Genomic DNA, 25,487 nt, shown 5'->3' with positions numbered 1-25,487 from the left:
AAATACCTAGCTAAACTAGCTAGCTGGACTAGATATATGTAAGCTTACGATCAGCCCGGTAATACTGCCTTATGGAGTAGTGAGCGCGTTGATCACCTTTGAGAAGACCTCTGCTGGGGAAGCAGAGCAGACCGTTCACTGCGGCACGCCCATGGAGCTGGTGACGCCCGCAGTGGGGCGGGCTGCCATGGGGTACTCGTTCGACCCGGACGACTTCGTGCCGGTCAAGCTCCCGCCGGTGTGGCGCTGCCAGTGCGGTTTCCAGCTTGATGCCTGGGTACCGTACGGCGGACCCATTCAGGCGTCCCGGTGATCGCCGGCCGCTTCCTGCTCCGGGAGCGGTTGGGTCGCGGCTCTGCGGCTGAAGTCTTCCGTGCTGTGGACGTGGCGGGAGGTCCGGACGTGGCCATCAAGGTGGCGTCCGACAACTCGGAGAGGCAACACCAGCGCATCCGCAATGAGGCAAGGGTGCTCGCGTCGCTGCGGCACCCGTCCATCGTCAGGTTCATCGAACAAGGAGTCATGCCGGCCGGCACCAATCGCCCGGGGCATGCCTTCATGGTTGAAGAGCTGGCGTTGGGAACCAGCCTCTCCGAAGCCGTGCGGTCCCACCGCCACAGTGCCGACGCCGTGGCGGTGTGGGCGCGGAGCATCTTCAGCGGCCTGGCCCACCTGCACGCCGCGGGACTGGTGCACCGGGACATCAAGCCGGGAAACCTGATGCTGAGCGGCCTCCGGCGAAGCCCGGTCCGGGTCATCGATTTCGGCATCGCGGCGCTGGCGGGCGCGGCGCCGGAGCCGGGAATCTCGTCCGGAACAGTCCACTACATGAGCCCGGAACAGGCTGCAGGCGGAGTAGCCGATCCCGCCTGGGACGTCTATGCCATGGGCCTGGTCCTGCTGGAACTGCTGACCGGATCCAAGGCGTTTCCAGGGACGGCGGTGGAGTCGCTCGTGGCAAGGACGCTCAGGAGTCCGCACATACCCGAGTCCCTGGGGCCGCGGTGGCACCACTTCCTGAGCTCGCTGACGGCAATGGAAAGCAATGAACGGCCGACGGCGGCTGATGCTTCCGCGATGGCCGCGCGGCTGGTTCCCCCGGCTCCGGCCGCCTCAACAATTCTGCGCGGTGCCCCGCGGCTTCGGCTGGCAGCGGCCGCGGCGGGGTGCGCGCTTCCCCGGTAGCAGGCCGGGGCGCCGGAACGTCGCCGGACCTACGGGCGGCTGACGTCCTGCCCCGTGGGATCTTCGGCCGTGGGATCGGCCAGGGCCAGGCCGCCCACCGGGCTGCCTGCCCAGTGGATCAGCTTCCAGCCACTGTCCGGATCTCCCTCCAGCGCCACGATTCCGGTGTTGGCCAGCACATGCTTGGCCGCAAACTCATGATCGATGCCCTCGGCGCGAAGCCCTGCCCACGTCCTGATGGCGGCGCCATGGCTCACCACCGCCACCGTGTCCCGTTGCCCGGCGGTCCTTTCGATGACCCTCGCGATCGCGGCGTCAAACCGGTTGAAGAATGCGTGGCCGTCGGGACCTGCGGGCATCCGGTTGTCCAGGTCGCCTGCGGCCCAGGAGATCACCGTGCCCATGTAGCGCTTATGTGACTCATGGTCGGTCAGCTTCTCCAGCGACCCGGCCTCGATTTCGTGCAGCCCGTCCAGCACCGTGACCTCCAGGCCGTGGAGCCTGCCCAGCGGCGCCGCGGTAATCTGCGTGCGGACCAACGTGGAGGCGTAGAGCGCCCGGATGGGTTCGTTAGCCAGCGACCGCGCCATGGCCTCTGCCTGCCGTTCGCCCAGTTCGGTCAGGCCCGGACCAGGGTGCGCGGTGTCCAGTTGGCCAAGGACGTTTCCGGGAGTCTCTCCGTGGCGGATGAGCAGCAGTTTCATGCCCTCCAGTTTCGCACTCCGCCGCGGTGCCGCCGAAACGGCCGGCACCCAGGCCCGGACGGCACGCCGCGGATAAACGAAAGGCGCCGGACCCTCACGGGCCTGGCGCCGCCGTCGTACGTGTGGAGGTAGCCCCCGGACGCTTACTTGAGGTGGTCCACCAGCTGGTCCGCGATGCCCGTGTACTTGCCGGGCGTCAGGGCCAGCAGCCGGGCCTCGGCGTCGGCGGACAGGCCCAGGCCCTGCACGAATTCCTGCATCCGCGCGGCGTCCACGCGGTTGCCGCGGGTGAGGTCCTTGAGCCGCTCGTAGGGGTTTTCCATGCCTTCGACGCCGGCAATCGCCTCTGCGCGCATCACCATCTGGATCGCCTCGCCCAGGACTTCCCAGTTGGTGTCCAGGTCCCCGGCCAGCACGTCCTCGGCCACGTCAAGGCGCTCCAGGCCCTTGGCCACGTTGGAGATGGCGAGCAGGGAGTGGCCGAAAGCGACGCCGATGTTGCGCTGGCTGGAGGAGTCGGTGAGGTCGCGCTGCCAGCGGGAGGTGACCAGGGTGGAACCCAGGACGTCCAGCAGGCCGGAGGAGATCTCCAGGTTGGCTTCGGCGTTTTCGAACCGGATGGGGTTGACCTTGTGCGGCATGGTGGAGGAGCCCGTGGCACCGGCGACGGGGATCTGCGCGAAGTAGCCGATGGAGATGTAGCTCCAGATGTCGGTGCAGACGTTGTGCAGGATCCGGTTGAAGCGCGCCACGTCGGCGTACAGCTCGGCCTGCCAGTCGTGGCTTTCGATCTGGGTGGTCAGCGGGTTCCAAGTGAGGCCCAGCCCCTCCACGAAGGACTTGGACACCTGCTGCCAGTCGGCGCCGGGGACGGAGGCGACGTGGGCGGCGTAGGTGCCGGTGGCGCCGTTGATCTTGCCCAGGTATTCGGTCTTGGCAATGCGGTCCAGCTGGCGGGTCAGGCGGTGTGCGATGACCGCCAGTTCCTTGCCGAGCGTGGTGGGGGTGGCCGGCTGGCCGTGCGTGCGGGACAGCATGGGCACGGCGCGGTTGTCCTCGGCCATCGTGCTGATCTGTGCCACCAGGGCGCGGGCTGCGGGCAGCCACACGTCCTCCACAGCGCCCTTGACCCCGAGCGCGTAGGAAAGGTTGTTGATGTCCTCGGACGTGCAGCCGAAGTGGACCATGGCGGTCAGGTTTTCGATGCCGATGGCGGGGAGGCGGCGGCCGATGTAGTACTCCACGGCCTTCACATCGTGCACGGTGACGGCTTCGATTTCGGCCAGTTCCGACACGGAAGCGGCATCGAATTCCGTGACGACGGCACGCAGCTGCTGCTGCTGTTCCGCGGACAGGGGGCCCGCCCCGGGGAGGACGTTGTTGCTGGTCAGGTGGATCAGCCATTCAACTTCGACGGCCACGCGGTCCCGGTTGAGCGCTGCCTCGGACAGGTAGTCGACCAGCGGGGCCACTGCCGGCTGGTACCGGCCGTCCAGGGGGCCCAGGGCGATTTTTTCCGTGGACGCGGCGAGGGCCAGGCGTCCTGAGGGCGTGCGGGTATCAGCTGTGGCGGCAGTTTCAGGCATGTGCTGATTCTTTCACGAACTCCGGCGGCGCCTTAAGTGGGCTGCTTACGTTACTTATCCACATGGCCGACGGCGGCACTTAGGCTGGTGCGCCGTCTTCCGTAGCGTGGGCCCCTCAGCAGGTAAGCAACAGGTCCGGGAAGCCCGGGGAAAGAGGTCACATGGGAAACATCCTGGGGGATGGACTGCCGGGCGCCGCCGAGCACGTTGCCGCCGACCTGTTGCCCCTCGTCAACCGGCTTGCGCGGTGCGGAGCGCGCGTCGAGGAGGCTCTGGCCGGTCTGCGGGACATCCAGATGCTCGACTGGCAATCGCCGGCCGGGCGGGCGTACCGGGACACGGTGGGCCGGCAGGGCGCAGCCCTGCGCCATGCTGTCGACGCACTGGAGGCGGCGAGGGCCGCCGTCGCGAGGCACGCTGAGGACAGCGTGGCGGCGGCCGCCAGTGCCTGCAGGGTGCCCTGATGGACCTGGCGGATGAGACCTATCCGGAGCCCATCAGGCTGTCCGGTGCGTCGCGGGACGGCCACCTGAGCATCCGGGGTGGCAGCGGCGGCATCGGGGTCCAGCTGGAAGAGTTGACTGCGGGCGCCGAAAAGCTTGAGGCGCTGGCCGGTGACCTGGCCGCTGTGGAACAGGAGGCCGGACGAATCCTGGACCAGCTCTGCTGGGCTGACCGGCAGCCACCCTGGTCCGCTTCCGGGCACATCGCGGCAGTGCGGGACGGCCAGTGGCGGGTCCAGGCAAGCCGGGCAGAGCTGCAGCGGATCAGCAGCCAGGTCCGTGCCTGCATGCGTGATTACCAGGATGCGGAATGGCGGGCCAACGTGGGAAGAAGCCTCGGAATCGCCGCCATGACGGAGACCGGTCTCTCATGGGGCACCATGGCAGCCACCGGCGTTCCGGACCGGCGGGTCACCGAGAACGTCATTGCCATGATGCAGTTGGCGGCGCCCCAGGTGCAGGCAGTGAACGAACATGTCCCCTTGATCCGGGATGCCTTGATGGCCTTGGTGGCAACCTTCATCCCGCGGCAGATCACGCTGCGGAAACAGGAAACGGTCCAGGTGGACCTTGACACGTCACCTGCAGGGTTGCTGGCCCGGATCCAGGAAGTGGAGGCCCGCGGTGCCGGAGCCATTGAGGTCCTGGAAGTGGATAACGGCGGCGAAAAGGCCTACGTGGTCATTGTCCCGGGGACCCAGGCTGCCGGAAGGGACGCCGGCGGGGACAACCCCTTTGATGAGGCGGGCATCGTGGAGTCCATGCTGTACAACTCCCGGGACGTGAACCAGGCTGTCCTCGCGGCGCTCGACGAAGCTGGAGCAGAAAAGGGCGCTTCCGTGGTTGCTGTGGGTTACAGCCAGGGCGGCATCCATGCCATGAACATGGCAGCGGATCCCCGGATGCTGGAGCAGTACGACGTGAAATATGTCCTCACTGCCGGGTCGCCGGTGGCGGGGATCCAGACCCGTGAGGACGTGGAGTCCCTGCACCTTGAGCACCAGGCGGACTGGGTTCCCGGCAGCGACGGTGCCGCCAACCCCGAAACCCGCAACCGGGTGACAGTATCGGTGGACACGCCCATCGAGCCCGGTGGGGACAAAGGCCTTGGTCCCGGCCACCGCCTGGGCGGGTACCAGGACGCCGCCCGGCTGGTGGCAGCGAGCGATGACCCGTCGCTTGTGCACTCCACGGCGGTCCTGGGTGGTGTGCTCGGCGCCGGGGGAGCGGCCACGGCAACGCGCTATTCCCTGACGCGGGCCAAGGGCCCCTCCACTACCCTTGCGCCGCCGGACCCCCGCGCCCACGAGCGCCACCTTGGCGGGCGCTAGCCGGTGTTCACGCGATCTGGGCGGCGGGTATCTCGGCGTAGCGGGTGGAGCGGGTTTTTGCGGGCGCCGGGGCAGGCTTCGGGGCTGTCGGCGGAGTGAGCGCCGGCGGTGGAGCAGCCGGCTGCGCCACAGGGCAGCGGAAGTTGTAATCGAGGTTGCCGGCGGTGAACTGCGTGAGTGCCACGACGCCGCCGGAGGTGAGGGGAGCGGCCCCGCAAAGATCCGCCGCGCTGGAGGTGGATTCAGCGCCCGCCAGCCAGCTCTTCAGGGAGTAGAGGTTGCTGTGGGGGCCCACCTCACCCACAATTTCGCCGAACTGGTAGCCGGTGGAATATATGCCTACCTCAACCCCGGCGCCCTGGAGGTAGGCGGTCACGCCCTCCAGCTCCGCGGTGTTGGCAGCCTTATTGGACAGCCAGCTGTTACCGGTCTCGACATCCAGCCACCACATGCGGTGGGCAGCACCGCCTCCTGCCTCGGCGAGGCTTCCGGCGTCGTTGTATGCCATCGCATAGCCGTGGACATAGGCGCAAGCGGGGGATGCTGTGCCATCGCACATCCCGTAGGGGTTTCCGATGTCCGTGCCCATCACGCTGTTGTTTGCAGGCCACCACAAGGAGCCCACTGGGCCCGTCGCGGCGGTATTGACGTAGACGGCAGACGGAACTCCCGCCGCTGCCTCGGAGCTGCCATCCGCCCAGGCCAGCTGCTCCGCGAGGCAAGGGTTCGCCGTCGTTGGCCGGCCGCCGTTGACGCCCACCACGGCAAACGCCGGCGGCACGGGGAGCTGGCCACCGCATTGGGGCCAGGAAACATCGTTGCCCAGAACGGCGGACTCCTGGGGCGACGGTACCGCTCCGGAATCCGCGTGGACCGGTCCCGCCTCACACGCCATCAGCAGGCAGGCCGCAGCCAGGATTGTTCGTGCCTTCATTCTTGCCCCCGTATCCGGAACTGACAGCTACGGGCCTGTCGCCGGCCCAGTTCGCAGCCTAGGAGCGGTGGCCCCGGGCGGTCATGGGTAGCGGGTACTGGAGTTTCGGCAGCCAGCCGGGGCGCTGCACCTGCCGGGTACCTGTTTCAGGCTCGTCCGGTACTTGGGCGGAAGCCCACAATGCGCCGCCTCCCAGCCCACCTTCAGGAAGGCTGCCGGCACGGGTTCAGGGGAACGTCAGCGCCGGCTGCCCGGCACCAGCCCGGCCACCAGGGACACCAGGGAGATGATGATCGCGGCCAGGATGGCCGTCCAGAAGAAGGAATCGATGGTGAGATGCACGGGGGTGTAATTGCTGATCCAGGCGGTCAGGTAGAGCATGGCGGCGTTGATGACAATCGCGAACAGGCCAAGCGTCAGGATGGTGATCGGGAGCGCAAGCAGGCTCACCAGCGGCCGCACCAAGGCGTTGACCACACCGAAAATGAGGCCGATGAACAGGTAGGCAAGGACTATCCCAATGGTGTCGGTATCCTGCGAGATGCCGGTCCGTGCCACGGCATCGGAGGCGGCCGTGCTGGTGATGTCCATGCCCGGCAGGACCCAGCTTGCTACCCATAGGGCGGCTGCGTTGAAGATGACCCGAAGAATGAAGGAACCCATGGCCCCATGCTTCCACAACAGTCTTTGGACATCCTGGTAAATCCTGCTCCGCTACACGCTGGTGGCGTGAAGTGCGGATTCTCAAATTCTGTCAACCCTATTGACAGATCAGAAACCGGTTTCACAGACTAGGGAAACCGGTTTCTGATGTGCCGCACAGTGAAGTCGGCAGCGGAGGCGGTTCATTCCAATGGAGGAAGACAGCACATGCGCATCAAACGTCCCTTGGCAATCGCAGCAACGGCGGCAGCGGCGGCGTTCTGCCTGCCGGCCCAGGCCACGGCCGCACCACCCCCGCCGCAGTCCAATCCCATCGCCCAGACCGAGCAGCAGCCCCTGGAGCGCCAGGTTCTCGCTGACCGCGACGGCTGGGCGTCCTCCGGCGCCGGAACAACGGGCGGATCCGCAGCAGTACCGGAACGCGTCTTCGACGTCCGCAGCAGGGCCGAGATGGTTTCGGCGCTCGCGGCAAACGGCGCTGAACCCCGCATCATCCGCGTCCACGGCGACATCAGGGCAAACACCGGCCCTGCCGGCGAACTGAGCTGCGTCGATTACGCGGCGGGCACGGGCTTCTCCCTCGAGCAGTACCTCTACGACTACGACCCCGCCCGGTACGGAACTGAGCAGCAACCGGCCGGGGAACAGGAAAATGCCCGGCGCAAGGCTGCCGCCAACCAGGCAGCGGTCATCCGGTGGGACATTCCCAGTAACACCACCATTGTTGGCGCCACTGCTGACAGCAGCATCACCGGCGCTGCCCTGCGCATCAACCGGGCCAACAACGTGATCTTCAGGAACCTCACCGTCCGGGATTCGGCTGACTGTTTCCCCGCCTGGGACCCCACCGACGGCGACCACGGCAACTGGAACAGCGAATACGACCTCCTCCAGGTCATCAACGGATCAACGAACGTCTGGGTTGACCACTCACACTTCACTGACGCCCCCAACCTGGACATCAACCAGCCCTCGTACTTCGGACGCCCCTACCAGGTCCACGATGGAGCGGTGGACGTCACCAACGGCTCAGACCTGGTCACGCTCTCCTACAACCGCTTCTCCGACCATGACAAGCTCCTCCTGATCGGATCCACCGACTCGACCAGCCGCGGAGACGTCGGCAAGCTGCGCGTCACCATCCATCACAACTCCTTCGAGAACGTCGGCCAGCGCGCCCCGCGGGTCCGCTACGGGCAGGTGGACGTCTACAACAACCACTTCTTGACGTCGGCCACCTCGCCGACGCCCTACACGTACACCTTCGGCGCGGGCGTCGAGTCACACATTTATGCCGAGGCCAACGCCTTTACACTGCCCCAGGACATTCCAGCGTCCTCGCTGATCAGGCACTTCAAGGGTCAGGCCATCACCGCCGTGGACAACACGGTCAACGGAAAGCGCGTGGACCTCCTGGCTGCGTACAACTCTGCCGCACCAGCCGATAAGCAGCTGGTGGCGGACGGATCCTGGACTCCCATATTGCGGACCAAGGTCCACCCGGCGCAGGCAGTGCCGGCCCTGCTGAAGAACAACGTGGGTCCCGTCTTCACGGCAGGCGGGGGCAACTGATGGCGGCATTTTCACCCAGCCGGCGCGCTGTCCTGGCAACAGCGGCAGCAAGCGCCGCAACGGTGGCCACTGTCCTGGCGGCCCCCGGGGCAAGCGCCGACACAGCAGGCCGCGCCGCCCGGGTGCAGTCCCGCAGCAAACCGGTGATCTTCGTGGTGGGGGATTCCACCTCGTCCGCCTACCAGCACTCGGAGCATCCCCGGGCCGGCTGGGGCCAGGCCCTCCCCCTGCTGCTCGGGCCACAGGCGACGGTGTTCGACTACGCCTGGTCCGGCGCCTCCTCGAAGAGCTATGCCGACGCCGGCTTGCTGGGAGAGGTGGCGGGGGCGCTTCAAGCGGGCGACTACCTGCTCATCTCCTTCGGCCACAACGACGAAAAGGTCGAGGACCCTGCCAGGGGAACCGACCCGCAGACCACCTTCAAGGACTACCTCCGGAAATACCTGGACGCAGCGGCAGGCGCGGGTGCCAAGGCCGTGCTGGTCACGCCGGTGGAGCGGAGGCGGTTCAGCCCCCTGGGGATCGCCCAGGAGACCCACGGCGCCTATCCCCAGGCGGTCAGGGAATTGGCCGCAGCCGCCGGAGTTCCCCTGGTGGACCTGACGAGTTCCTCCAAGGACCTGTGGCAGCGGCTCGGACCGGACGGAACCACCTCCCACTTCCTCCATGCCTCCCCTGGCCAGTACCCCCAATACCCTGACGGAGTCACGGACAACACCCACTTCCAGGCCACGGGAGCCCTGGCCGTCGCCAAGCTCGTGGCGGCAGCGCTTGCGGAACAACGGGTCATGCCGCCCGGCTGGTTTCAGCACCCCGGCACGCCGCTCGATCCGCTTACAGGCATCTACTGGCCAAGCGAACGCCCGGTGGATAAGCCGCTGGTCCTCAATGTCGGCAGGGGGCAGGCCTTCGGGACCGTGCAGGCCGCCGTCGATGCTGTGCCGTTGAACAGTACCCGCCGCACCGAGATCCGCATTGATCCCGGCACTTACCGTGAGCTGATCCGGGTACCGGCCAACAAACCAAGGGTCTCGTTCATCGGACGCGGGCAGGCGCCGGAGGACGTGGTGCTGGTCTACAACAATGCGTCCGGCACCCCGAAACCCGACGGCACAGGGCCCTACGGAACCGGCGGGAGCACCAGCGTGCGGATCGACGGCCCGGATTTCATGGCAAAGAACCTGACATTCAGCAACGACTTCGACGAAGCCGCCAACCCCGACATGAAGAACCGGCAGGCCGTGGCACTGTTCCTGGCCGGGGACCGGGCTGTCCTCCGCAATGTCCGCTGCCTGGGCAGCCAGGACACGCTGCTGGTGGATTCCGCCGCCCGCGGCGTCCAGGCGCGCTCCTACTTCACGGACTCCTACGTTGAAGGCGACGTGGACTTCATCTTCGGCCGGGGAACTGCCGTGTTCTCCGGCTGCCGGATCCGTTCCCTGGACCGCGGGTCCAGCACCAACAACGGCTACGTCTCCGCCGGCAGCGTCAATATCGGCATCAAGCACGGATACCTGTTTACCCAGTGCCGGTTCGTCTCGGATGCAGCGTCCGGATCCGTCCACCTGGGCCGGCCGTGGCATCCCGGCGGGGATCCGGAGGCCATTGCCCAGGTGCTGGTCCGCGACTCGTGGCTGGGAGCCCACATCTCCGGCGCGCCCTGGACCGACATGAGCGGCTTTTCGTGGCAGGAGGCCCGATTCCACGAGTTCAACAACAATGGCCCCGGATCAAGGACCACCCAGCACCGGCCGCAGCTGGATCCCCGGCTGGCGGAGGAATTCACTGCCGGCGCGTACCTGCAGGGGGCAGATGCCTGGGCGCCCCAGCTGGCTGGAAGCAAGGCCGACAGTGCCGCCCTGAACGTGGGCCGGCCGGCGTAGGGCGTGATGGAGGGGTGCCGGTGGGTCCCGCGGGTTCCGCTGCCCGGCCGGCACCCCGGTTCCAGCCCTGAATCCGTGAAACACCCGCAGCAGTAGGCTAGTTTTCATGACCTCCTCTGAAACCCCGGCCGGCGGCATCGCTCCGCGCCCGGTGGTGGGCCGGTTGCCCCGTTACGCCGCCGGAAAGCCGCCCGCCGCCGTCGACGGACTGGCCAGTTACAAACTGTCCTCAAATGAGAATCCCCTCCCGCCGCTGCCGGCGGTCCTGGAAGCCATCGCACGGCAAACAGACTTCAACCGATACCCGGACCCGCTCAGCAGCAGGCTCCGGACGGCGCTCGCGGAATTCCTGCAGGTTCCTGCGGAGGACATCGTCACAGGGGCCGGCAGCCTGGGCGCCCTTAACCAGATCCTGGCTGCCTTTGCCGGCCAGAACGACGACGGCAAGGCCGACGAAGTCATTTACGCCTGGCGTTCCTTCGAGGCCTACCCCATCAGTGTGGGCCTCGCCGGGGCCGAAAGCGTCCGCGTCCCGGTCACCGCCGACGGGCGGCACGACCTCGACGCCATGGCCGCGGCAGTCAGCGCGCGGACCAAAGTGATCCTCCTGTGCACCCCCAACAACCCCACCGGGCCCGCCTTGACCACCGCCGAAACCGAGGCCTTCATCCGGGCGGTGCCGGCCAACGTGGTGGTGGTCATTGATGAGGCCTACCAGGAGTTCGTCCGGGACTCCGACGCCGTGGACGGCATTGCCCTCTACCGCAAATACCCCAACGTGGTGGTCCTGCGGACTTTCTCCAAGGCCCACGGGTTGGCAGGCCTCCGGGTGGGTTACAGCATTGCCAATCCCGAACTGACGCAGCACCTCAGGGTGGCTGCCACCCCCTTTGCCGTGTCGCAAATAGCCGAATCAGCCGCGATTGTTTCACTGCAGAATTTCGACCAGGTTGTAGGAAGGGTACAAAGCCTGGTGGATGAGCGGGTCCGCGTACTGAGGGGACTCCGGGACCTCGGCTGGGCCGTCCCCGATGCGCAGGGTAATTTCGTGTGGCTGGACCTGGGTGATGCCAGCGCTGACTTTGCGCAGCAGGCGGGGGCCAGGGCGTTGTCGGTCCGGGCATTCCCCGGTGAGGGCGTCCGGGTCAGTATCGGCGAGCAGGAAGCCAACACCCGGTTCCTGGAGCTGTGTGCGAACTATACAAAGGTGCCCCGGGGTTCCTAGCACTTAACAAGTAGGCCTGCGCCAACCTACTGAAGATAAAGTTAGGATCAGTAAGCCATTGTATATGCCGCTTCGGGAATGTATTCCTTGTGAGGCATATATCCCAGCGACATTGCATTGCATCCGCATGCGGGAAGCAAGGAGACGGTATGGGCACACATCTGCCTTCCACCGAGTTCGACGGAACAGCGGTTGACGACCAGCGGGAAGCTGACGCGGAAGCCGTCATGGGCCAACCCCCGGCACAGATGGTCCAGTTGCTGGGCCCCGATGGAAAACTCGGCGCTGACCCCGTGTACAGCAGCTACGCGGACAAGCTCACCCCCGAAGACCTGCGTGGACTGTACGCGGATATGGCCAGGATCCGGCGTTTCGACGTTGAGGCAACGGCCCTGCAGCGGCAGGGCCAGCTTGCGCTCTGGGTTCCGCTGACGGGCCAGGAGGCTGCCCAGATCGGTTCGGGCCGGGCCAGCCAGCCGCAGGATTATATCTTCCCCACCTACCGTGAGCACGGCGTGGCGCTGACCCGCGACGTGGACCTCGCCGAACTGCTCCGCCAGTTCCGCGGCGTGTCCAACGGAGGCTGGAACCCCAAGGACACGAACTTCCACCTCTACACGCTGGTCCTGGCAGCGCAGACGCTGCACGCCGTCGGCTATGCCATGGGCATCCAGCGGGACCAGAAGCTCGCTGCCGCCGCGGGCAAAGCCGGAAACGAACCGGACGCGGCTGTCATCGCCTACTTCGGTGACGGCGCCAGCTCCGAAGGCGACGTCCACGAGTCCATGGTCTTCGCCTCCTCGTACAACGCCCCCGTGGTGTTCTTCTGCCAGAACAACCACTGGGCCATCTCGGTCCCCACCAACGTGCAGACCCGGGTACCGCTGTCCAACCGTGCGAAGGGCTACGGCTTCCCCGGCATCCGGGTGGACGGCAACGATGTCATCGCCGTGCACGCCGTCACCGAGTGGGCGCTGGAGCATGCCCGCCAGGGCAAGGGACCGGTCCTCATTGAGGCGTTCACCTACCGGGTGGGTGCCCACACCACCGCTGACGATCCCACCAAGTACCGCGGATCCGAGGAGGAGGACGCCTGGCGCGCCAAGGACCCGCTGGCGCGCCTGGAGAAGTACCTCCGCGCTGAACGCCTGGCCGACGACGCCTACTTTGCCAAGGTCAAGGCCGACGGCGACGAGCTCGCCGCGTACGTGCGCCGGACCGCCCATGACCTCGAGGACCCGGACATCCGGGCCGCATTCGCCAACGTCTACGCTGAAGCGCACCCCCTGGTGGCTGAGGAACTGGCCTGGTTCGAGGAATACAGCGCAGGATTCGCCGGCGGCGACGAACCGTCCGCCCAGCACGGCGCAGCAGCAAAGGCAGGCCACTGATGACCACCATGACCATCGCCAAGGCCATCAACGAAGGCCTTCGCGCCACGCTGGCAGCCAACCCCAAGTCGCTGCTGATGGGCGAGGACATCGGCCCCCTGGGCGGCGTCTACCGGGTCACCGACGGGCTCATCGGCGAATTTGGACCCGACCGCGTGGTGGACACCCCGCTGGCCGAGTCCGGCATCATCGGCACCGCCATCGGGTTGGCGCTGCGCGGGTACAGCCCGGTCTGCGAAATCCAGTTCGACGGTTTCGTGTTCCCCGGCTTCAACCAGATCACCACCCAGCTGGCCAAGATGCACGCCCGCAGCCACGGCAACCTCACCGTTCCGGTGGTCATCCGCATCCCTTACGGCGGCGGCATCGGCTCGGTGGAACACCACTCCGAATCACCGGAGGCCCTGTTTGCCCATACCGCCGGGCTGCGCATCATCACCCCGTCCAACCCGCACGACGCCTTCTGGATGGTCCAGCAGGCCGTGCAGTGCCAGGATCCGGTGATCATCTTCGAACCGAAGCGCCGGTACTGGCTCAAGGGCGAAGTGGACACCGCAGCTCCCGGCCCTTCAGGCGACCCCTTCAAGGCCCACGTCCTCCGTGAGGGCACCGACGCCACCATCGTGGCCTACGGTCCCCTGGTTCCCGTGGCCCTTGCGGCCGCCAACGCCGCCCGGGAAGACGGCCACAGCGTGGAGGTCATCGACCTCCGCTCCATTTCGCCGCTGGACTTCGATACCGTCACCGCATCCGTGGAGAAGACCGGCCGGCTGATCGTGGCCCACGAGGCCCCCACCTTCGGCGGCATCGGCGGCGAAATCGCGGCCCGCATCAGCGAGCGTGCCTTCCATTCCCTCGAAGCCCCCGTCATCCGGGTGGGCGGCTTCCACATGCCCTACCCCGTTGCCAAGGTGGAGGAAGACTATCTTCCGGACATCGACCGCATCCTGGAGGCGCTGGACCGCGCCCTCTCCTACTGAGGACACCATGACGCTGAATAAATTCAACCTGCCTGACGTCGGCGAAGGCCTCACGGAAGCGGAAGTCGTTTCCTGGAAGGTCAAGCCGGGCGACGCCGTCGCCATCAACGACGTCCTGTGCGAGATCGAGACCGCAAAGTCGATCGTCGAGCTGCCGTCCCCCTTCGCCGGGACCGTCACCGAACTCCTCGTGCCGGAAGGGGTGACCATCGACGTCGGGACGGCCATCATCAGCGTCAGCGACGACGTCGCGGGTGACCCCACGCCTGCTGACGTCCGGGCGCCCGAAGCCCCGGCGCAGGCCGAGGCGCTTGCGCAGCCGCTGTACGGCAAGCTTCCCGACGATGCCCAGGACAACGGCGCGAACGACGCCGGCGCGCAAGGCGGTGGCCCGGCGGGTGGACCGCTGGTGGGTTCGGGACCGAAGGCCGACGCCGTTAAACGGCGTCCGCGCACCACGCGGGCCGCGGCGGCGGTCAAGCCGGCCGACTCGCTGACAGTCAACGCTCCCGAAGTGGAGCCGGTTCAGCCGCATACCCCGGCAGAGGTCACCGGACGCCCGGCAGCCGCCGCACCGCAGGCCGGCCAGGCCGCCGTCGTGGATACCCGGCCCACGCTGGGCGGCACCATTACCGGGCTGGTCAACCGTGTCCTCGCCAAACCTCCCGTCCGCAAGATCGCCCGGGACCTCGGAATCGACCTGGCCGACGTCGTGGCCACCGGCTCGCGCGGCGAGGTGACCCGCGAGGACCTGGTCAGCTACCAGGCACAGCGCGACGCCGAACTGGACAAGGCGGACGGCTTCTGGGGCAAGGCCGGAAAGCCACAGGACCAGCGGATCGAGACTATCCCCGTCAAGGGCGTGCGCAAGGCAACCGCCAAGGCCATGGTGGAATCGGCCTTCGCCGCCCCGCACGTCAGCATCTTCGTGGATGTGGACGCCAGCCGGACCATGGAATTCGTCAAGCGGCTCAAGGCCTCACGGGACTTCGAGGGCATCAGGGTCTCGCCCCTGCTCATCCTGGCCAAGGCGGTCATCTGGGCTGCCGCCCGGAACCCCAGCGTCAATGCCTCGTGGGTTGAGAGCAGTGACGGCAGCGGCGCTGCCGAGATCCAGGTCAAGCACTTCATGAACCTGGGCATTGCCGCAGCAACGCCCCGCGGCCTGATGGTGCCTAACATCAAGGACGCCCAGGACCTGTCCCTGAAGGAGCTGGCGCTGGCCCTGAACAACCTGGCCACCACCGCGCGTGCGGGAAAGACCCAGCCGGCCGAGATGCAGGGCGGCACGCTGACCATCACCAATATCGGCGCCCTGGGGATCGATACCGGTACGCCCATCATCAACCCGGGCGAGGTGGCCATCGTCGCCTTCGGCACCATCAAGCAGAAGCCGTGGGTCCTGGACGGGGAGGTCATTCCGCGCTGGATCACCACTCTGGGCGGCTCCTTCGACCACCGGGTGGTGGACGGCGACCTGTCCGCCCGGTTCATGGCCGACGTCGCGGCCATCCTGGAAGAACCCGCGCTGCTTCTTGACTGACGCGGGGGCGGAGGCAGGGACTGGCGTGGCCGCGTCAGGACGGGCCATCCGGGTGAAAAACAAAACCGCCCGGTGGCTGACCGAGGCATTCCAGCCGCCGGTGGTGGTGACCATCCAGCTGCTGATCAGCCCGCTGGTCCAGGACGGTTTCCCCGCCACGATGGCCTATGGAGCGCTGGCGGCCCTGTTCGTCTGCGTGCTGCCGCTGCTCCTGCTGCTGGTCCTTGTCCGGCTGGGAAAGGTCACGGACCACCACGTCAGTGAGCGCCGGCAGCGCCTTCCCGTGCTGCTCATGGCCTTGGCGTCCATCCTTGCGGGATTGCTGGTCCTGGCGGCAGCAGGGGCCCCAGCCAGCGTCATAGCCATGGTGCTGGCCGTGGTGGGGGGAGTGGTGGTGCTGGCAGCCGTCAGCCCGTTCTGGAAGATCAGCGGGCACGCAGCCGCGATCTCCTGTTCGGCCGTTGTTGCGGTCGTGATGCTCGGCCCCGCGTGGACACCGTTGCTGCTGCTCATCCCGGCGGTTGGCTGGTCACGGGTGGTCCTGCGCGCCCACACGCTTGCGCAGGTAGTGGCCGGCTCGCTCTTCGGCGGTGTGGTGATGGCCGGGATCTGGTGGCTGTTGAGGCTCTGGCTGGTGCCGTAAGGCGGCGGTGCCGCCGGAACTGCTAGTAGGCCGGGTAGGCGTACATCATCTCCACGGCGGCAGGGTCGCCCATGGAGGATGCGATGACGACGGCGGCGCCCACCATGAGTGCGGCCCAGGCCGTGGCGGCACCGGTCATGATGGAGAGCAGCTTCCAGTCCTCGCGCATGACGCTGCGGACCGTGCGGGGGAGGTTGAGGTCCGGGTCGATCATGTTCGGCGCGGAGTCGGTGGTGCCGTCATCCAGCAGCGCAACCACCGTGCCGTTGCCGCGGTCCACGCGCATGGAGCAGATGTGGTTTCCGTGGCGGGCCAGGAGGATGTCGTGGCCTACGAGCTGGCGGCGCTGAAGAGTGATCAAGGGGTCCCCTCTAGTGGTGGGTTGTTGTCGTCCGCACCGTTGGGGGCTCCCTCAATTTTATCGTTTCGCCCGTAGCTGAATGGGTGTTTTGGGCGTGAGAACGCCCACCCCCCGCAGCGATCTGTGCCACCACGGGGAGTGTCCGGCGTAACTCCTAGTCGGCGTCGTACGTGTTCGCGATGTACACATCGCACGGGGCGTTGTGCGCCACGCTGTTGGCCACGCTGCCCAGCACCCGGCCGATCCCCTGCATGCGCCGGTTTCCCACCACGATGATCCGCGCGTCCATGCGGACGGCTTCCTTGATCAGTGCGTCTGCCGGCCGCCCACGCGCCGCCGAGTAGGTCACCTTGATCTGCCCGCCCAGGGACTCAGCCACCGTCCGGGCCACGTGCTCGGCCCCGTCGGCGTCGGACACGATCCACTGGTCACTGCCACTGCCGAAGACTTCCGTGCGGTCGCTGTCAAAGGCCGAGACAACGTGGAGCGTAGCGCCCAGCGCTGCTGCCAGGTCCCGGGCCGACTCTGCGGCCTTCTTGGCCGTACCGCTCCCGTCGACGCCTACAACGATGATTCCGCTCATGAAATGCTCCTTTGCTTGGTTCCTGACGGCACTAATGAGCCCAACGCTACCGCGCGGCCAGCGCTTCCTGCAGTACCGGCGCCAGGCGGCGCACCCCTTCACGGATGGCATCCGGCGGGACGGCGCTGAACGCGAGGCGCAGTTTGTTGGACGGCTCGTCCGACGGCGTGAACGCGGCTCCCGGAATGAAGACCACCCCGGCGTCGATCGCCTTGTGCAGGAGGGGATAGGTGTCCACCCCTTCGGGGAGGGTCACCCAGACGAAGAAGCCACCGTCCGGGCTGGTCCAGGAGGTCCCCTCCGGCATGTACTCGGTCAGGGCCGCCAGCATGGCCCGGCAGCGTTCGGCGTACAGGCCGCGGTAGGTGGCGATCTGGCCCTTCCAGTCGTAGTCACGCAGGTAGGCCGAGACGAGCATCTGGTTCAGGGCCGGCGGGCAGAGCGTGACGGCCTCCGCCGCCAGGTAGTACCGCCGCTGCAGGTGCTCCGGCACCAGCGCCCAGCCGATCCGCAGGCCGGGCGCGAAGATCTTCGAGAACGAGCCCATGTAGATGACGTCGTCAGGGTTGGCGGCGCGCAGCGGGGCCAGCGGCTCGCCATCGAACCGGAGCAGGCCGTACGGGTTGTCCTCAATGATCAGAACATTCGCGTTGCGGCATATATTCACGATCTCCTGGCGCCGTTCCGCGGCAAGGGTGATGCCAGAGGGGTTGTTGAAGCTGGGGATGGTGTAGAGGAACTTGATGCTTTTTCCCGCCAGCTGGAGGGCGGCGATCCGGGCCTCGAGGAGCTCGGGGACCAGGCCGGACTGGTCCATGGCCACCGTTTCCACCTGCACCTGGTACGCCTCGAACGTGTTCAGGGCGCCGACGTAGGTGGGGTCTTCCACCAGGACGACGTCCCCGGGGTTGCAGAACAGTTTGGTGGCGACGTCCTGGGCTGACTGGGAGCCGGCCGTGATCACCACATTCTGCGGCAGCGCATCTACGATGCCTTCGGCTGCCATGACCTCGCAGATCTGTGTGCGGAGCTCCTCCGTGCCCTGGCCGGCGCCGTACTGCAGGGCTGTGAGCCCTTCCCCGGCGATGATCCGGGCCGCTGTTTCCGCAAGGCGGTCGAGGGGGAGCGACTGCAGGTAGGGGCTTCCGCCGGCCAGGGATACCAGTCCGGGGCGCAACGAGATGTCAAAGACGTCACGCACGGCCGACTGCCTGATGTTCGCGGCACGCTCGGAGAACAGCTCCTCATGGCGGTGGGCCGAGGTGGCCGCCCGCTCGATGGCGTCAATGGCTTCGGCTGGAAGGGACGCGGCTGCGGCGTCGAGTGTCTCGTGGCTCACACGCTCAGGATACAGCCGTGCGTTGCCTGAAAAGCAACACTTGTTGTTCCAGGAATTACTGGGCGCCAGCTCATCCCGTGCCGTTGCCTTCCAGCCGCAGCACCTCTGCCAAGGGTCTCCCGTTCAGGTAGACCTGCGCCCTGACGGCGCCTACGGCGGCCAGCGCCGTCTGGGTGAGCTGGGCTTCCAGCCGCGGAACGTCGCACACGCCGCCCAGGCTCAGTGCCCCTGAAAGGTAGACGGTCACGGTGGTTCCGTCGAAGCTGCCGGACAGGAACTTGAGCCGCGATCCAGCCAGCGCATTGTAGATTTCGCGCCCGGCCGGGATGTCCGATGCCGGAAGGCTGGCGCCGTTGCCTGCCGCCAGAAGGGCATTCATGGCGGCCGGTAACGGATCCTTGCCCGCCGGCCGTGCCTGGTCCACGCCAACCAGGCTGTCATTGCAGCCGAACCGCACTCCGTTGTTGCCGCCGTCGTCCAGCAGCACGAAGTAGGCCGTGACGGTTCCCTGGGCTGCGGGCATCCTTTCCGGGGCGGCCGCGGGGGACGGTGACGCGGAGGGCTGCGGTTCAGCTGACGGTGTTGGGCCCGGCTCCGGCTCCCCGCTGGCCGTGGCGGCGGAACCGGGCCGGCCGGTCTCCGGCTGTCCCGGTGCGGCAGCGGCTTTCGGCCCGGCCGCGGACGGCTGCTGCGGGGATGTCCCGCCTGATGGAGTGCTGGAACCGGAAGGGCCGGCGGCCGCTCCGGCCGGCGGGGGTGCTTGCGGCTGGGGGGCCGGCACGGCGGCGCCCGGAGCCGCCGCGGGGCTCGCCGCGGTACCGTCCCGCGGTGCCGCCGGGAGGCCGTCGCAGGCGGCGAGCCACAGTGGAAGCGCTAGGGCGGCCAGGATGGCCACCCGTGCGCCCCGCCGCGTCACGGTCCGCGCTTCTCTTGGCATGCTGCACCGCAATTCCATCCGGTTTTTCCAGTGGATTAACGTTACGGCGGGGCCCGCCCGCGGAGATGTCCGTGCGGTACCGGTTGGGACAAGAGTTGGTCACGGCGGACCGCGGCGGGGTGGTTGGGGTGGTGGTGGGTCGGGTCGGCGGGGGCCGCCCCGGATACAGCTGCGCCCGGCACGCGAGGTGCGTGCCGGGCGCGGCAGGAACTGCGCGGAGGGTCCGCGCGGGAGGCTAGGCTGCCGGGGCGGTTGCGGCCAGTGCGTCGAAGACGCCCTTGATCTGCTCTACAACCTCGGCGTCGTCCTTGGGGTGGATCTCGGCGAAGCGCACCATGGAGCCGGGGACGGCGAGCTTGACGTCCTCGATGACCTGGGCGCCGGCAATGCCGGCGGCCTTGCGGGCCTCGTCCTGGGCCCAGACCCCGCCGAACTGGCCAAAGGCGGTGCCGACGACGGCGGTGGGCTTGCCGGCGAGGGCGCCGGCGCCGAAGGGGCGGGACAGCCAGTCGATGGCGTTCTTCAGGGGAGCGGGGACGGTGCCGTTGTACTCCGGGGTGACCAGCAGGATGGTGTCGGCTTCGTTGGCGGCGGCGCGCAGGGCGGCGGCGGCGGCGGGAACCTGGCCCTCGACGTCGATGTCTTCGTTGTAGAAGGGGATGTTGCCCAGGCTCTCGTGGATGACAACGTCAACCTGCTCGGGGGCGTTGAGCTGGATGGCCTCGGCCAGCTGCTGGTTGGTGGACCCGGCGCGCAGGCTGCCAACGAGGGTAAGGATGGTGCTCTTCGTCATGGAAACTCCTTGGTAGGGGCCGCGGGAGGGCCGTCGGCCTTGTCAAAGCTGGGGCATGTGATGCCTTCACCAGACTAAACGGACTACGGTCCGTTTATTATTCCCGGGGTCTAAACTTGATCCTGTGACCTCCATCCCACTGCGCCCACAGCCGACTCCGGCAGCGGCCGAACGCAGCGATGCCGCGCGGAACCGGGAGCGCCTGCTACTCGCCGCGAGGGAGCTGATTGCCGACTGCGGCACCGAGGGCCTCACCATGGACCGCCTCGCCGAGCGTGCCGGGGTGGGCAAGGGCACGGTATTCCGCCGCTTCGGCAGCCGGGCAGGCCTGATGCTGACACTGCTCAATGACTCCGAGGCAGATTTCCAGGCGCGGTTCATGTTCGGGCCGCCGCCCCTTGGCCCCGGGGCTCCGGGCCTGGAACGGCTCATCGCCTTCGGTGCTGAGCGCATTGCCTACGTGGTGGAGTTCGGCGACCTGGTGCTCGCCGCCGAGAATGCCTCGCGGGGGCGGTTTGAGGTGCCCGCCGCGGCGCTCTGGCTCCGACATATCGAGGTGCTGCTGCGGGACGAAGGGTTCGACGCCGACCCCTGGCTCATGGCGGGGTCGCTCAGCGCAGCCCTGGACCCCGAGCGACTCCTCGACCTGGTCCGCCGGCACGGCGTTCCGCCGGAGCGGCTGGTGGATTCCTGGCGGGATCTTGTCACACGCGTGGTGAGGGCCGCCTAGATTAGCCCCATGGGCGGGATCAGTCCAGTCAAATCAACTCCACAGAGTTATTCATAACGATCTGATACGGGCGTGTGCTTTTCCGGGCATTGGCGGGCATCTTGCGTTTACGGCTGTGATAGTTTCCTCTGGAATGTGACCCGCAACATAGTCCATCAGGGCCGGCCCGCCAGGGCTGCGGGAGCCAGCTATCCGCTGGCAACGAACTCCGGCGACGCGGCACAACCCCCGCCCAGCCGGGGAAGACGGAAGGACCATCGCGTGATTGTTGTTTTGCCCCGCATTCCGGCACACCGGCGGGCCTGGCTGTGTCCGCCGCAGCAGCACGTGGCGGCGAAGCAAAAGTAGCCGTCCCATGCTCAAGTACCTTGCCAAGCGCGGCATCACGTATGTGGTGATGATCTTCCTGACCACCTCCGCCGGATATTTCCTGGCGGTCAGCTCCCTCAAACCGGCGCTGCTGGAGCAGGAACGCATTCCCCGGCCCACCCCTGAACAGGTGGCCAACTCAATGCGCCTGAAGGGCCTCGACCCGGACATGAGCGCCTGGGACCGCTACGTCCAGTGGCTCACCGGCGTCGTCACCCGCTGGGACTGGGGCAGGAGCCCCAACGGCGCCTTCATCAATGCCGAGTTTGGTGACCGCGTGTGGATTTCCACGCGGCTGTTCCTGGCCTCGATCGTCCTTACCCTCATCATCGGCGTAGCCCTTGGGGTGTATTCGGCAGCCCGGCAGTACAAGTTCCAGGACCGGGTCATCACGTCCTACAGCTACCTCGCCTACATCGTCCCGGCGCCCATCGCCTATTTCCTGGTGCAGCTCGGTGCCATCAACATCAACGAGACGGTGGGGAACCGCATCTTCTTCGTCACCGGCATTTCCACTCCCGGGATGGAGGCCGGCTGGCCCCAAATAGTGGACATGGCGGCCCACTACGCCGTCCCCACCGTGGCCATCACGCTGGTGGGCTGGGGCGCGTACCAGATTGCCCAGCGCCAATACCTGCTGGACAACGTCAACGCCGACTTTGTCCGGACCGCCCGCGCCAAGGGCCTCAGCAGGAACCAGGCCATTGCACGGCACGCCCTCCGGGTGTCCTTCATCCCGGTGGCCCAGAGCATCGCCTTCACCATCCCGGCCATCTTCGCGGGCGGTTTCTTTGCCGAAAAGATCTTCGCCTGGCCCGGCGTCGGTTCCTGGAGCATCGACGCCATTTCCCTCCAGGACGTCAATGCCGCCACCGCCACCCTGGCGTACGGTTCGGTCATCTTCGCCCTGGGTGCCATCCTGGCCGACTTCGCAACCACCCTGGTTGACCCGAGAGTGCGGGTGCAGTAACCATGACCAACCTGAACGCAGTGGACCCCGCAGCCGTGGCGCAGGACGCGCACCTGGAAAGCGCCGACGTCGTCATCGCCAAGTCCACCATCATCTTCCGCCGCTTCATGCGGAACAAAACCGCCGTGGCCGGCCTGGTCATCTTCCTGGCCCTCACTGTTTTCTCCTTCGTGGGAGGCTTCCTCACCACCTGGGACAAAGAAACCATCGACCCCTTCAACATCGGGATGCCGCCATCGGCCGAGCACTACCTGGGCACATCCCAGGCGGGGATCGACCTCTACGCGATGACCGTTGAAGGCACCCGGATCTCCATCCTGATCGGCCTGATCGTCGGCCTGGTCTCCGTCCTGATCGCCGCCGTCTACGGCTGCACCATGGCCTACTTCGGTGGCAAGGTGGACAAGGTGATGCTCTTCGTCCTCGAAGCGCTCATCATGATGCCCGCGCTGCTGGTTGTGGCAGTGGCCACCAGCGGTGGAGGCGCCGGCCTCAAGCGCGACCTTCCGTCCTGGCTGCTGCTGATCATCGTTTTGCTCGTCTTCAGCTGGATGGGCACCGCCAGGCTGATCCGCTCCCTGTCCATGTCCCTGATGCAGCGCGACTTCGTGAAGGCGGCCCAGTACATGGGTGTCCCGCCGCGGCGGATCGTCTGGCGGCACCTGGTCCCCAACATCGGCTCGCTGCTGGTACTGGACATCACCCGCGGCGTCACCGGCGCCATCCTCGCCGAGGTGGCGTTCTCGTTCATCGGCATCGGCATCAAGGTTCCGGACGTCAGCCTGGGCGTCCTGATCGGCGGTGCCACCTCACAGGTACAGACCTTCCCGTGGATGTTTTGGGTGCCGCTGACGGTGATGTTCCTGCTCACCGGCTCCCTGGCCATGATGAACGACGGCCTGCGGGACGCGTTCGACCCAAGTTCCAGTTCCACGGGCAAGGCCCGAAAGGCCAGGAAAATCCGGGCGGAGAAGAGCAAATGAGCAGCGAAACCACTACCGGGTCCGGCACCACGGCGTCGGTCAACTCCACCGCCGACGCCGTCGAGCGGCTGCACATAGCGGGGCTCCACGCACCCACTGACGCTGTGCTGTCCGTGCGCGACCTCAACGTCCGGTTCAACTCCGAGAACGGCGTGGTCCACGCCGTGCGTGGAGTGGACTTCGACCTGCTGCCGGGCAAAACCCTGGGCATCGTGGGCGAATCGGGCTCCGGGAAGTCCGTGACATCGCTGGCCATCATGGGCCTGCTGCCGGAGACCGCAGAGGTCACCGGTTCGGTCCGGCTCAACGGCCGCGAACTGCTGGGGCTCAGCGACAAAGCCATGTGCGAATACCGCGGCAACGAACTGGCCATGGTGTTCCAGGACCCGCTGTCCTCGCTCACGCCCGTCTACACCGTGGGCACCCAGATCATCGAAGCGCTGACCATCCACAACCCCACCATGAGCAAGCAGGCCAAAGAAGCCCGCGCCGTCGAGCTCCTGGCCATGGTGGGAATCCCCAGCCCGAAGGACCGGCTGAAGGCCTTCCCTCACGAATTCTCGGGCGGCATGCGCCAGCGCGTAATGATCGCCATCGCCATTGCCAACAACCCCCGGGTCCTCATTGCGGATGAGCCGACGACGGCCCTGGACGTCACCATCCAGGCCCAGGTCCTCGAGGTGCTGCACACCGCGCAGGAGGAAACCGGCGCCGCCGTCGTGATGATCACGCACGACCTTGGCGTGGTGGCGGGCATGGCCGACGACATCATGGTGATGTACGCCGGAAAGCCCGTGGAAACCGGCGCGGTGGACGACATCTACTACAACCCGCGGATGCCGTACACGCTGGGCCTGCTTGGAGCCGTTCCGCGCGTGGACATCTCCGAAAAATCATCTCTGGTACCCATCGACGGCATACCGCCAAACCTCCTGCACACCCCCACGGGATGCTCCTTCGCACCGCGCTGTCCGCTGGCCACCGATGCCTGCCTCGACGGGGAACCTGCACTGGCACCGGTGTCCGGCCGCACCCTGCACCACGCCGCCTGCATCAAGTCGGCGGCCCTCGGCGGTGACGTGGACGTCCACGACATCTTCGCCGCCCCGCCGGTGCCTGTTTCACGCTTCGACGCCATCCCGCGGGAGGACCGCTCCACCGTCCTCCAGCTCAAGGACGTGCGCAAGCACTTCCCGCTGACCAAGGGCGCGCTGATGAAGCGGCGCATCGGCACGGTCAAGGCCGTGGACGGGCTGAGTTTTGATGTCCGCGAGGGGGAGTGCTTCTCCATAGTGGGCGAGTCCGGCTCCGGGAAAACCACCACCCTGCTGGAAATCATGGAGTTCCACAAGGACCAGGACGGCGAGGTGGTGATCGGCGGCATCAGCAATAAGCAGGCCGCCGACACCAAAACCAAGAACGCCATGCGGCGCGAACTGCAGATGGTGTTCCAGGACCCCACCGGCGCCCTGGACCCGCGGTTCACCGTCTACGAGGTCCTCGCGGAACCGCTGCAGAACGCCGGCATGGACCGCCAAGCCATCCGGAAACGGATCATGGAGCTGATGAAGCTCGTGGGCCTGCAGCCGGACCACGTGAACCGGTTCCCCAACCAGTTTTCCGGCGGCCAGCGCCAGCGCATCGGCATCGCCCGCGCGCTCGCGGTCAACCCCAAGCTCGTGGTCCTGGACGAGCCGGTCTCAGCACTGGACGTGTCGGTGCAGGCAGGGGTCATCAACCTCCTGGACAAGCTCCGCGCGGAACTGGGCCTGAGCTACCTGCTGGTGGCCCACGACCTCTCCGTTGTCCGGCACATTTCCAACCGAGTGGCGGTGATGTACCTGGGCAAGATCGTGGAGATCGGCGAGGTGGACCGTGTGTTCGACAACCCGCGCCACCCGTACACCCGCGCCCTGCTCTCCGCCATCCCGGTGCCGGACCCGCACGTGGAACGCACCCGGGAACGCATCATCCTCAAGGGCGACCTCCCGTCGCCCCTGGATGCCCCCAAGGGCTGCAACTTCGCCACCCGCTGCCCCGTGTTTGCCGCCCTGCCTGCCACAAAGCAGGAAAAGTGCCTCACCCTGGAACCGCCGCTGGAAGCCGTTGCCCCGTCGCCGGCGGCCCAGGCGCTGGAACCCGCGGCGCCGGCACCGGATCAGCGCTTCGCCTGCTTCTTCCCGGACGGGGAACTGGACGAAGACATGCTGGTGACCCACGACCAGGCGGAACACCATGCACCCTAGATTTAGCCGACCCACCCGCACCATTCGCATCAA

Annotated in this window: 24 protein-coding genes; 15 read left to right on the top strand and 9 right to left on the bottom strand. The window is 66.9% G+C overall.

Annotated elements, in window-relative coordinates; genetic code table 11:
* Positions 1–79: 79 nt before the first annotated feature.
* Both ACFV4R_RS09955 and ACFV4R_RS09950 read left to right on the top strand, forming a co-directional pair.
* On the top strand, positions 80–313 hold the full coding sequence (locus ACFV4R_RS09955) for a hypothetical protein (protein WP_377202379.1): 234 nt from the start codon (positions 80–82) through the stop codon (positions 311–313).
* Entirely contained in the window at positions 310–1,185 is an 876-nt protein-coding gene (locus ACFV4R_RS09950) for a serine/threonine-protein kinase (protein WP_377202378.1), read from the top strand. The genes ACFV4R_RS09955 and ACFV4R_RS09950 overlap by 4 nt, the downstream gene beginning before the upstream one ends.
* 29 nt (positions 1,186–1,214) lie before the next feature.
* On the opposite strand, the gene ACFV4R_RS09945 is transcribed toward ACFV4R_RS09950, so the two are convergent.
* A complete protein-coding gene (locus tag ACFV4R_RS09945) occupies positions 1,215–1,889 on the bottom strand; it encodes a histidine phosphatase family protein (protein WP_377202377.1) in 675 nt (224 codons plus the stop codon).
* Positions 1,890–2,032: 143 nt separating this feature from the next.
* Positions 2,033–3,475: an adenylosuccinate lyase gene (gene purB / locus ACFV4R_RS09940; protein WP_377202376.1), complete on the bottom strand. Its 1,443-nt coding sequence runs from the start codon at positions 3,473–3,475 to the stop codon at positions 2,033–2,035.
* Positions 3,476–3,636: 161 nt separating this feature from the next.
* Here purB and ACFV4R_RS09935 point away from each other — a divergent pair, with 161 nt between their 5' ends.
* Both ACFV4R_RS09935 and ACFV4R_RS09930 read left to right on the top strand, forming a co-directional pair.
* Entirely contained in the window at positions 3,637–3,939 is a 303-nt protein-coding gene (locus ACFV4R_RS09935) for a hypothetical protein (RefSeq protein ID WP_377202375.1), read from the top strand.
* Positions 3,939–5,309 (top strand): hypothetical protein, encoded by a 1,371-nt coding sequence (locus ACFV4R_RS09930; protein ID WP_377202374.1) that lies wholly within the window; start codon positions 3,939–3,941, stop codon positions 5,307–5,309. Before ACFV4R_RS09935 ends, ACFV4R_RS09930 begins: the two co-directional genes overlap by 1 nt.
* Before the next feature lie 7 nt (positions 5,310–5,316).
* Here ACFV4R_RS09930 and ACFV4R_RS09925 read toward each other — a convergent pair whose 3' ends face one another.
* Both ACFV4R_RS09925 and ACFV4R_RS09920 read right to left on the bottom strand, forming a co-directional pair.
* Positions 5,317–6,243, bottom strand: coding sequence for a hypothetical protein (locus ACFV4R_RS09925; protein ID WP_377202373.1), 927 nt, complete (start codon positions 6,241–6,243; stop codon positions 5,317–5,319).
* A gap of 237 nt (positions 6,244–6,480) precedes the next feature.
* Positions 6,481–6,906 (bottom strand): phage holin family protein, encoded by a 426-nt coding sequence (locus tag ACFV4R_RS09920; RefSeq protein ID WP_091716767.1) that lies wholly within the window; start codon positions 6,904–6,906, stop codon positions 6,481–6,483.
* Between the two features lie 207 nt (positions 6,907–7,113).
* On the opposite strand from ACFV4R_RS09920, the gene ACFV4R_RS09915 reads away from it, so the two are divergent.
* From ACFV4R_RS09915 to ACFV4R_RS09885, 7 genes are all read left to right on the top strand, one after another.
* The gene (locus tag ACFV4R_RS09915) at positions 7,114–8,478 is read left to right on the top strand and encodes a polysaccharide lyase family 1 protein (protein ID WP_377202372.1); all 1,365 of its coding nucleotides are present in this window, start codon (positions 7,114–7,116) and stop codon (positions 8,476–8,478) included.
* Positions 8,478–10,361: a pectinesterase family protein gene (locus tag ACFV4R_RS09910; RefSeq protein WP_377202371.1), complete on the top strand. Its 1,884-nt coding sequence runs from the start codon at positions 8,478–8,480 to the stop codon at positions 10,359–10,361. The genes ACFV4R_RS09915 and ACFV4R_RS09910 overlap by 1 nt, the downstream gene beginning before the upstream one ends.
* Before the next feature lie 106 nt (positions 10,362–10,467).
* Positions 10,468–11,586, top strand: coding sequence for a histidinol-phosphate transaminase (locus ACFV4R_RS09905; RefSeq protein ID WP_377202370.1), 1,119 nt, complete (start codon positions 10,468–10,470; stop codon positions 11,584–11,586).
* Positions 11,587–11,735: 149 nt separating this feature from the next.
* A complete protein-coding gene (gene pdhA, locus ACFV4R_RS09900) occupies positions 11,736–12,977 on the top strand; it encodes a pyruvate dehydrogenase (acetyl-transferring) E1 component subunit alpha (protein ID WP_377202369.1) in 1,242 nt (413 codons plus the stop codon).
* Positions 12,977–13,957: an alpha-ketoacid dehydrogenase subunit beta gene (locus ACFV4R_RS09895; protein ID WP_377202368.1), complete on the top strand. Its 981-nt coding sequence runs from the start codon at positions 12,977–12,979 to the stop codon at positions 13,955–13,957. The genes pdhA and ACFV4R_RS09895 overlap by 1 nt, the downstream gene beginning before the upstream one ends.
* A 7-nt stretch (positions 13,958–13,964) precedes the next feature.
* The gene (locus ACFV4R_RS09890; RefSeq protein ID WP_377202367.1) at positions 13,965–15,500 is read left to right on the top strand and encodes a dihydrolipoamide acetyltransferase family protein; all 1,536 of its coding nucleotides are present in this window, start codon (positions 13,965–13,967) and stop codon (positions 15,498–15,500) included.
* 46 nt (positions 15,501–15,546) lie between these two features.
* The gene (locus tag ACFV4R_RS09885; RefSeq protein ID WP_377202494.1) at positions 15,547–16,143 is read left to right on the top strand and encodes a phosphatidic acid phosphatase; all 597 of its coding nucleotides are present in this window, start codon (positions 15,547–15,549) and stop codon (positions 16,141–16,143) included.
* A gap of 22 nt (positions 16,144–16,165) precedes the next feature.
* Here the strand turns inward: ACFV4R_RS09885 and ACFV4R_RS09880 are convergent, their stop codons facing one another.
* The 5 genes from ACFV4R_RS09880 to ACFV4R_RS09860 all read right to left on the bottom strand — a co-directional run bounded on the left by ACFV4R_RS09880 (position 16,166) and on the right by ACFV4R_RS09860 (position 20,156).
* Positions 16,166–16,504: a hypothetical protein gene (locus tag ACFV4R_RS09880; protein WP_377202366.1), complete on the bottom strand. Its 339-nt coding sequence runs from the start codon at positions 16,502–16,504 to the stop codon at positions 16,166–16,168.
* A gap of 154 nt (positions 16,505–16,658) precedes the next feature.
* On the bottom strand, positions 16,659–17,087 hold the full coding sequence (locus tag ACFV4R_RS09875) for a universal stress protein (protein ID WP_377202365.1): 429 nt from the start codon (positions 17,085–17,087) through the stop codon (positions 16,659–16,661).
* Positions 17,088–17,133: 46 nt separating this feature from the next.
* The gene (locus ACFV4R_RS09870; protein WP_377202364.1) at positions 17,134–18,426 is read right to left on the bottom strand and encodes a PLP-dependent aminotransferase family protein; all 1,293 of its coding nucleotides are present in this window, start codon (positions 18,424–18,426) and stop codon (positions 17,134–17,136) included.
* A 70-nt stretch (positions 18,427–18,496) separates the two neighbouring features.
* Positions 18,497–19,363, bottom strand: a complete 867-nt coding sequence (locus tag ACFV4R_RS09865) for a GerMN domain-containing protein (protein ID WP_377202363.1) — start codon at positions 19,361–19,363, stop codon at positions 18,497–18,499.
* Positions 19,364–19,598: 235 nt separating this feature from the next.
* On the bottom strand, positions 19,599–20,156 hold the full coding sequence (locus ACFV4R_RS09860) for an NAD(P)H-dependent oxidoreductase (protein ID WP_377202362.1): 558 nt from the start codon (positions 20,154–20,156) through the stop codon (positions 19,599–19,601).
* A 124-nt stretch (positions 20,157–20,280) separates the two neighbouring features.
* Here ACFV4R_RS09860 and ACFV4R_RS09855 point away from each other — a divergent pair, with 124 nt between their 5' ends.
* The 4 genes from ACFV4R_RS09855 to ACFV4R_RS09840 all read left to right on the top strand — a co-directional run bounded on the left by ACFV4R_RS09855 (position 20,281) and on the right by ACFV4R_RS09840 (position 25,454).
* The gene (locus tag ACFV4R_RS09855) at positions 20,281–20,886 is read left to right on the top strand and encodes a TetR/AcrR family transcriptional regulator (protein ID WP_377202361.1); all 606 of its coding nucleotides are present in this window, start codon (positions 20,281–20,283) and stop codon (positions 20,884–20,886) included.
* A 355-nt stretch (positions 20,887–21,241) separates the two neighbouring features.
* Positions 21,242–22,225: an ABC transporter permease gene (locus ACFV4R_RS09850; protein ID WP_377202360.1), complete on the top strand. Its 984-nt coding sequence runs from the start codon at positions 21,242–21,244 to the stop codon at positions 22,223–22,225.
* A 2-nt stretch (positions 22,226–22,227) separates the two neighbouring features.
* Complete coding sequence (locus ACFV4R_RS09845) at positions 22,228–23,208, top strand: ABC transporter permease (RefSeq protein ID WP_056080531.1); 981 nt, start codon at positions 22,228–22,230, stop codon at positions 23,206–23,208.
* The gene (locus ACFV4R_RS09840) at positions 23,205–25,454 is read left to right on the top strand and encodes a dipeptide ABC transporter ATP-binding protein (protein WP_377202359.1); all 2,250 of its coding nucleotides are present in this window, start codon (positions 23,205–23,207) and stop codon (positions 25,452–25,454) included. The genes ACFV4R_RS09845 and ACFV4R_RS09840 overlap by 4 nt, the downstream gene beginning before the upstream one ends.
* Positions 25,455–25,487: the final 33 nt, after the last annotated feature.

It is taken from the genome of Pseudarthrobacter sp. NPDC059871, from assembly GCF_042731175.1.
Taxonomy (GTDB): domain Bacteria; phylum Actinomycetota; class Actinomycetes; order Actinomycetales; family Micrococcaceae; genus Arthrobacter.
Note: the sequence above shows the minus strand (reverse complement) of the source record. Positions and strands in the feature narration are given on the sequence as shown.

Coding starts and splice junctions, on each gene's coding strand:
- ACFV4R_RS09920 (WP_091716767.1), bottom strand. CDS start 6,906: ATGGGTTCCTTCATTCTTCGGGTCATCTTCAACGCAGCCGCCCTATGG.
- ACFV4R_RS09915 (WP_377202372.1), top strand. CDS start 7,114: ATGCGCATCAAACGTCCCTTGGCAATCGCAGCAACGGCGGCAGCGGCG.
- ACFV4R_RS09945 (WP_377202377.1), bottom strand. CDS start 1,889: ATGAAACTGCTGCTCATCCGCCACGGAGAGACTCCCGGAAACGTCCTT.
- ACFV4R_RS09895 (WP_377202368.1), top strand. CDS start 12,977: ATGACCACCATGACCATCGCCAAGGCCATCAACGAAGGCCTTCGCGCC.
- purB (WP_377202376.1), bottom strand. CDS start 3,475: ATGCCTGAAACTGCCGCCACAGCTGATACCCGCACGCCCTCAGGACGC.
- ACFV4R_RS09910 (WP_377202371.1), top strand. CDS start 8,478: ATGGCGGCATTTTCACCCAGCCGGCGCGCTGTCCTGGCAACAGCGGCA.
- ACFV4R_RS09890 (WP_377202367.1), top strand. CDS start 13,965: ATGACGCTGAATAAATTCAACCTGCCTGACGTCGGCGAAGGCCTCACG.
- ACFV4R_RS09860 (WP_377202362.1), bottom strand. CDS start 20,156: ATGACGAAGAGCACCATCCTTACCCTCGTTGGCAGCCTGCGCGCCGGG.
- ACFV4R_RS09840 (WP_377202359.1), top strand. CDS start 23,205: ATGAGCAGCGAAACCACTACCGGGTCCGGCACCACGGCGTCGGTCAAC.
- ACFV4R_RS09850 (WP_377202360.1), top strand. CDS start 21,242: ATGCTCAAGTACCTTGCCAAGCGCGGCATCACGTATGTGGTGATGATC.
- ACFV4R_RS09845 (WP_056080531.1), top strand. CDS start 22,228: ATGACCAACCTGAACGCAGTGGACCCCGCAGCCGTGGCGCAGGACGCG.
- ACFV4R_RS09875 (WP_377202365.1), bottom strand. CDS start 17,087: ATGAGCGGAATCATCGTTGTAGGCGTCGACGGGAGCGGTACGGCCAAG.
- ACFV4R_RS09865 (WP_377202363.1), bottom strand. CDS start 19,363: ATGCCAAGAGAAGCGCGGACCGTGACGCGGCGGGGCGCACGGGTGGCC.
- ACFV4R_RS09930 (WP_377202374.1), top strand. CDS start 3,939: ATGGACCTGGCGGATGAGACCTATCCGGAGCCCATCAGGCTGTCCGGT.
- pdhA (WP_377202369.1), top strand. CDS start 11,736: ATGGGCACACATCTGCCTTCCACCGAGTTCGACGGAACAGCGGTTGAC.
- ACFV4R_RS09925 (WP_377202373.1), bottom strand. CDS start 6,243: ATGAAGGCACGAACAATCCTGGCTGCGGCCTGCCTGCTGATGGCGTGT.
- ACFV4R_RS09905 (WP_377202370.1), top strand. CDS start 10,468: ATGACCTCCTCTGAAACCCCGGCCGGCGGCATCGCTCCGCGCCCGGTG.
- ACFV4R_RS09935 (WP_377202375.1), top strand. CDS start 3,637: ATGGGAAACATCCTGGGGGATGGACTGCCGGGCGCCGCCGAGCACGTT.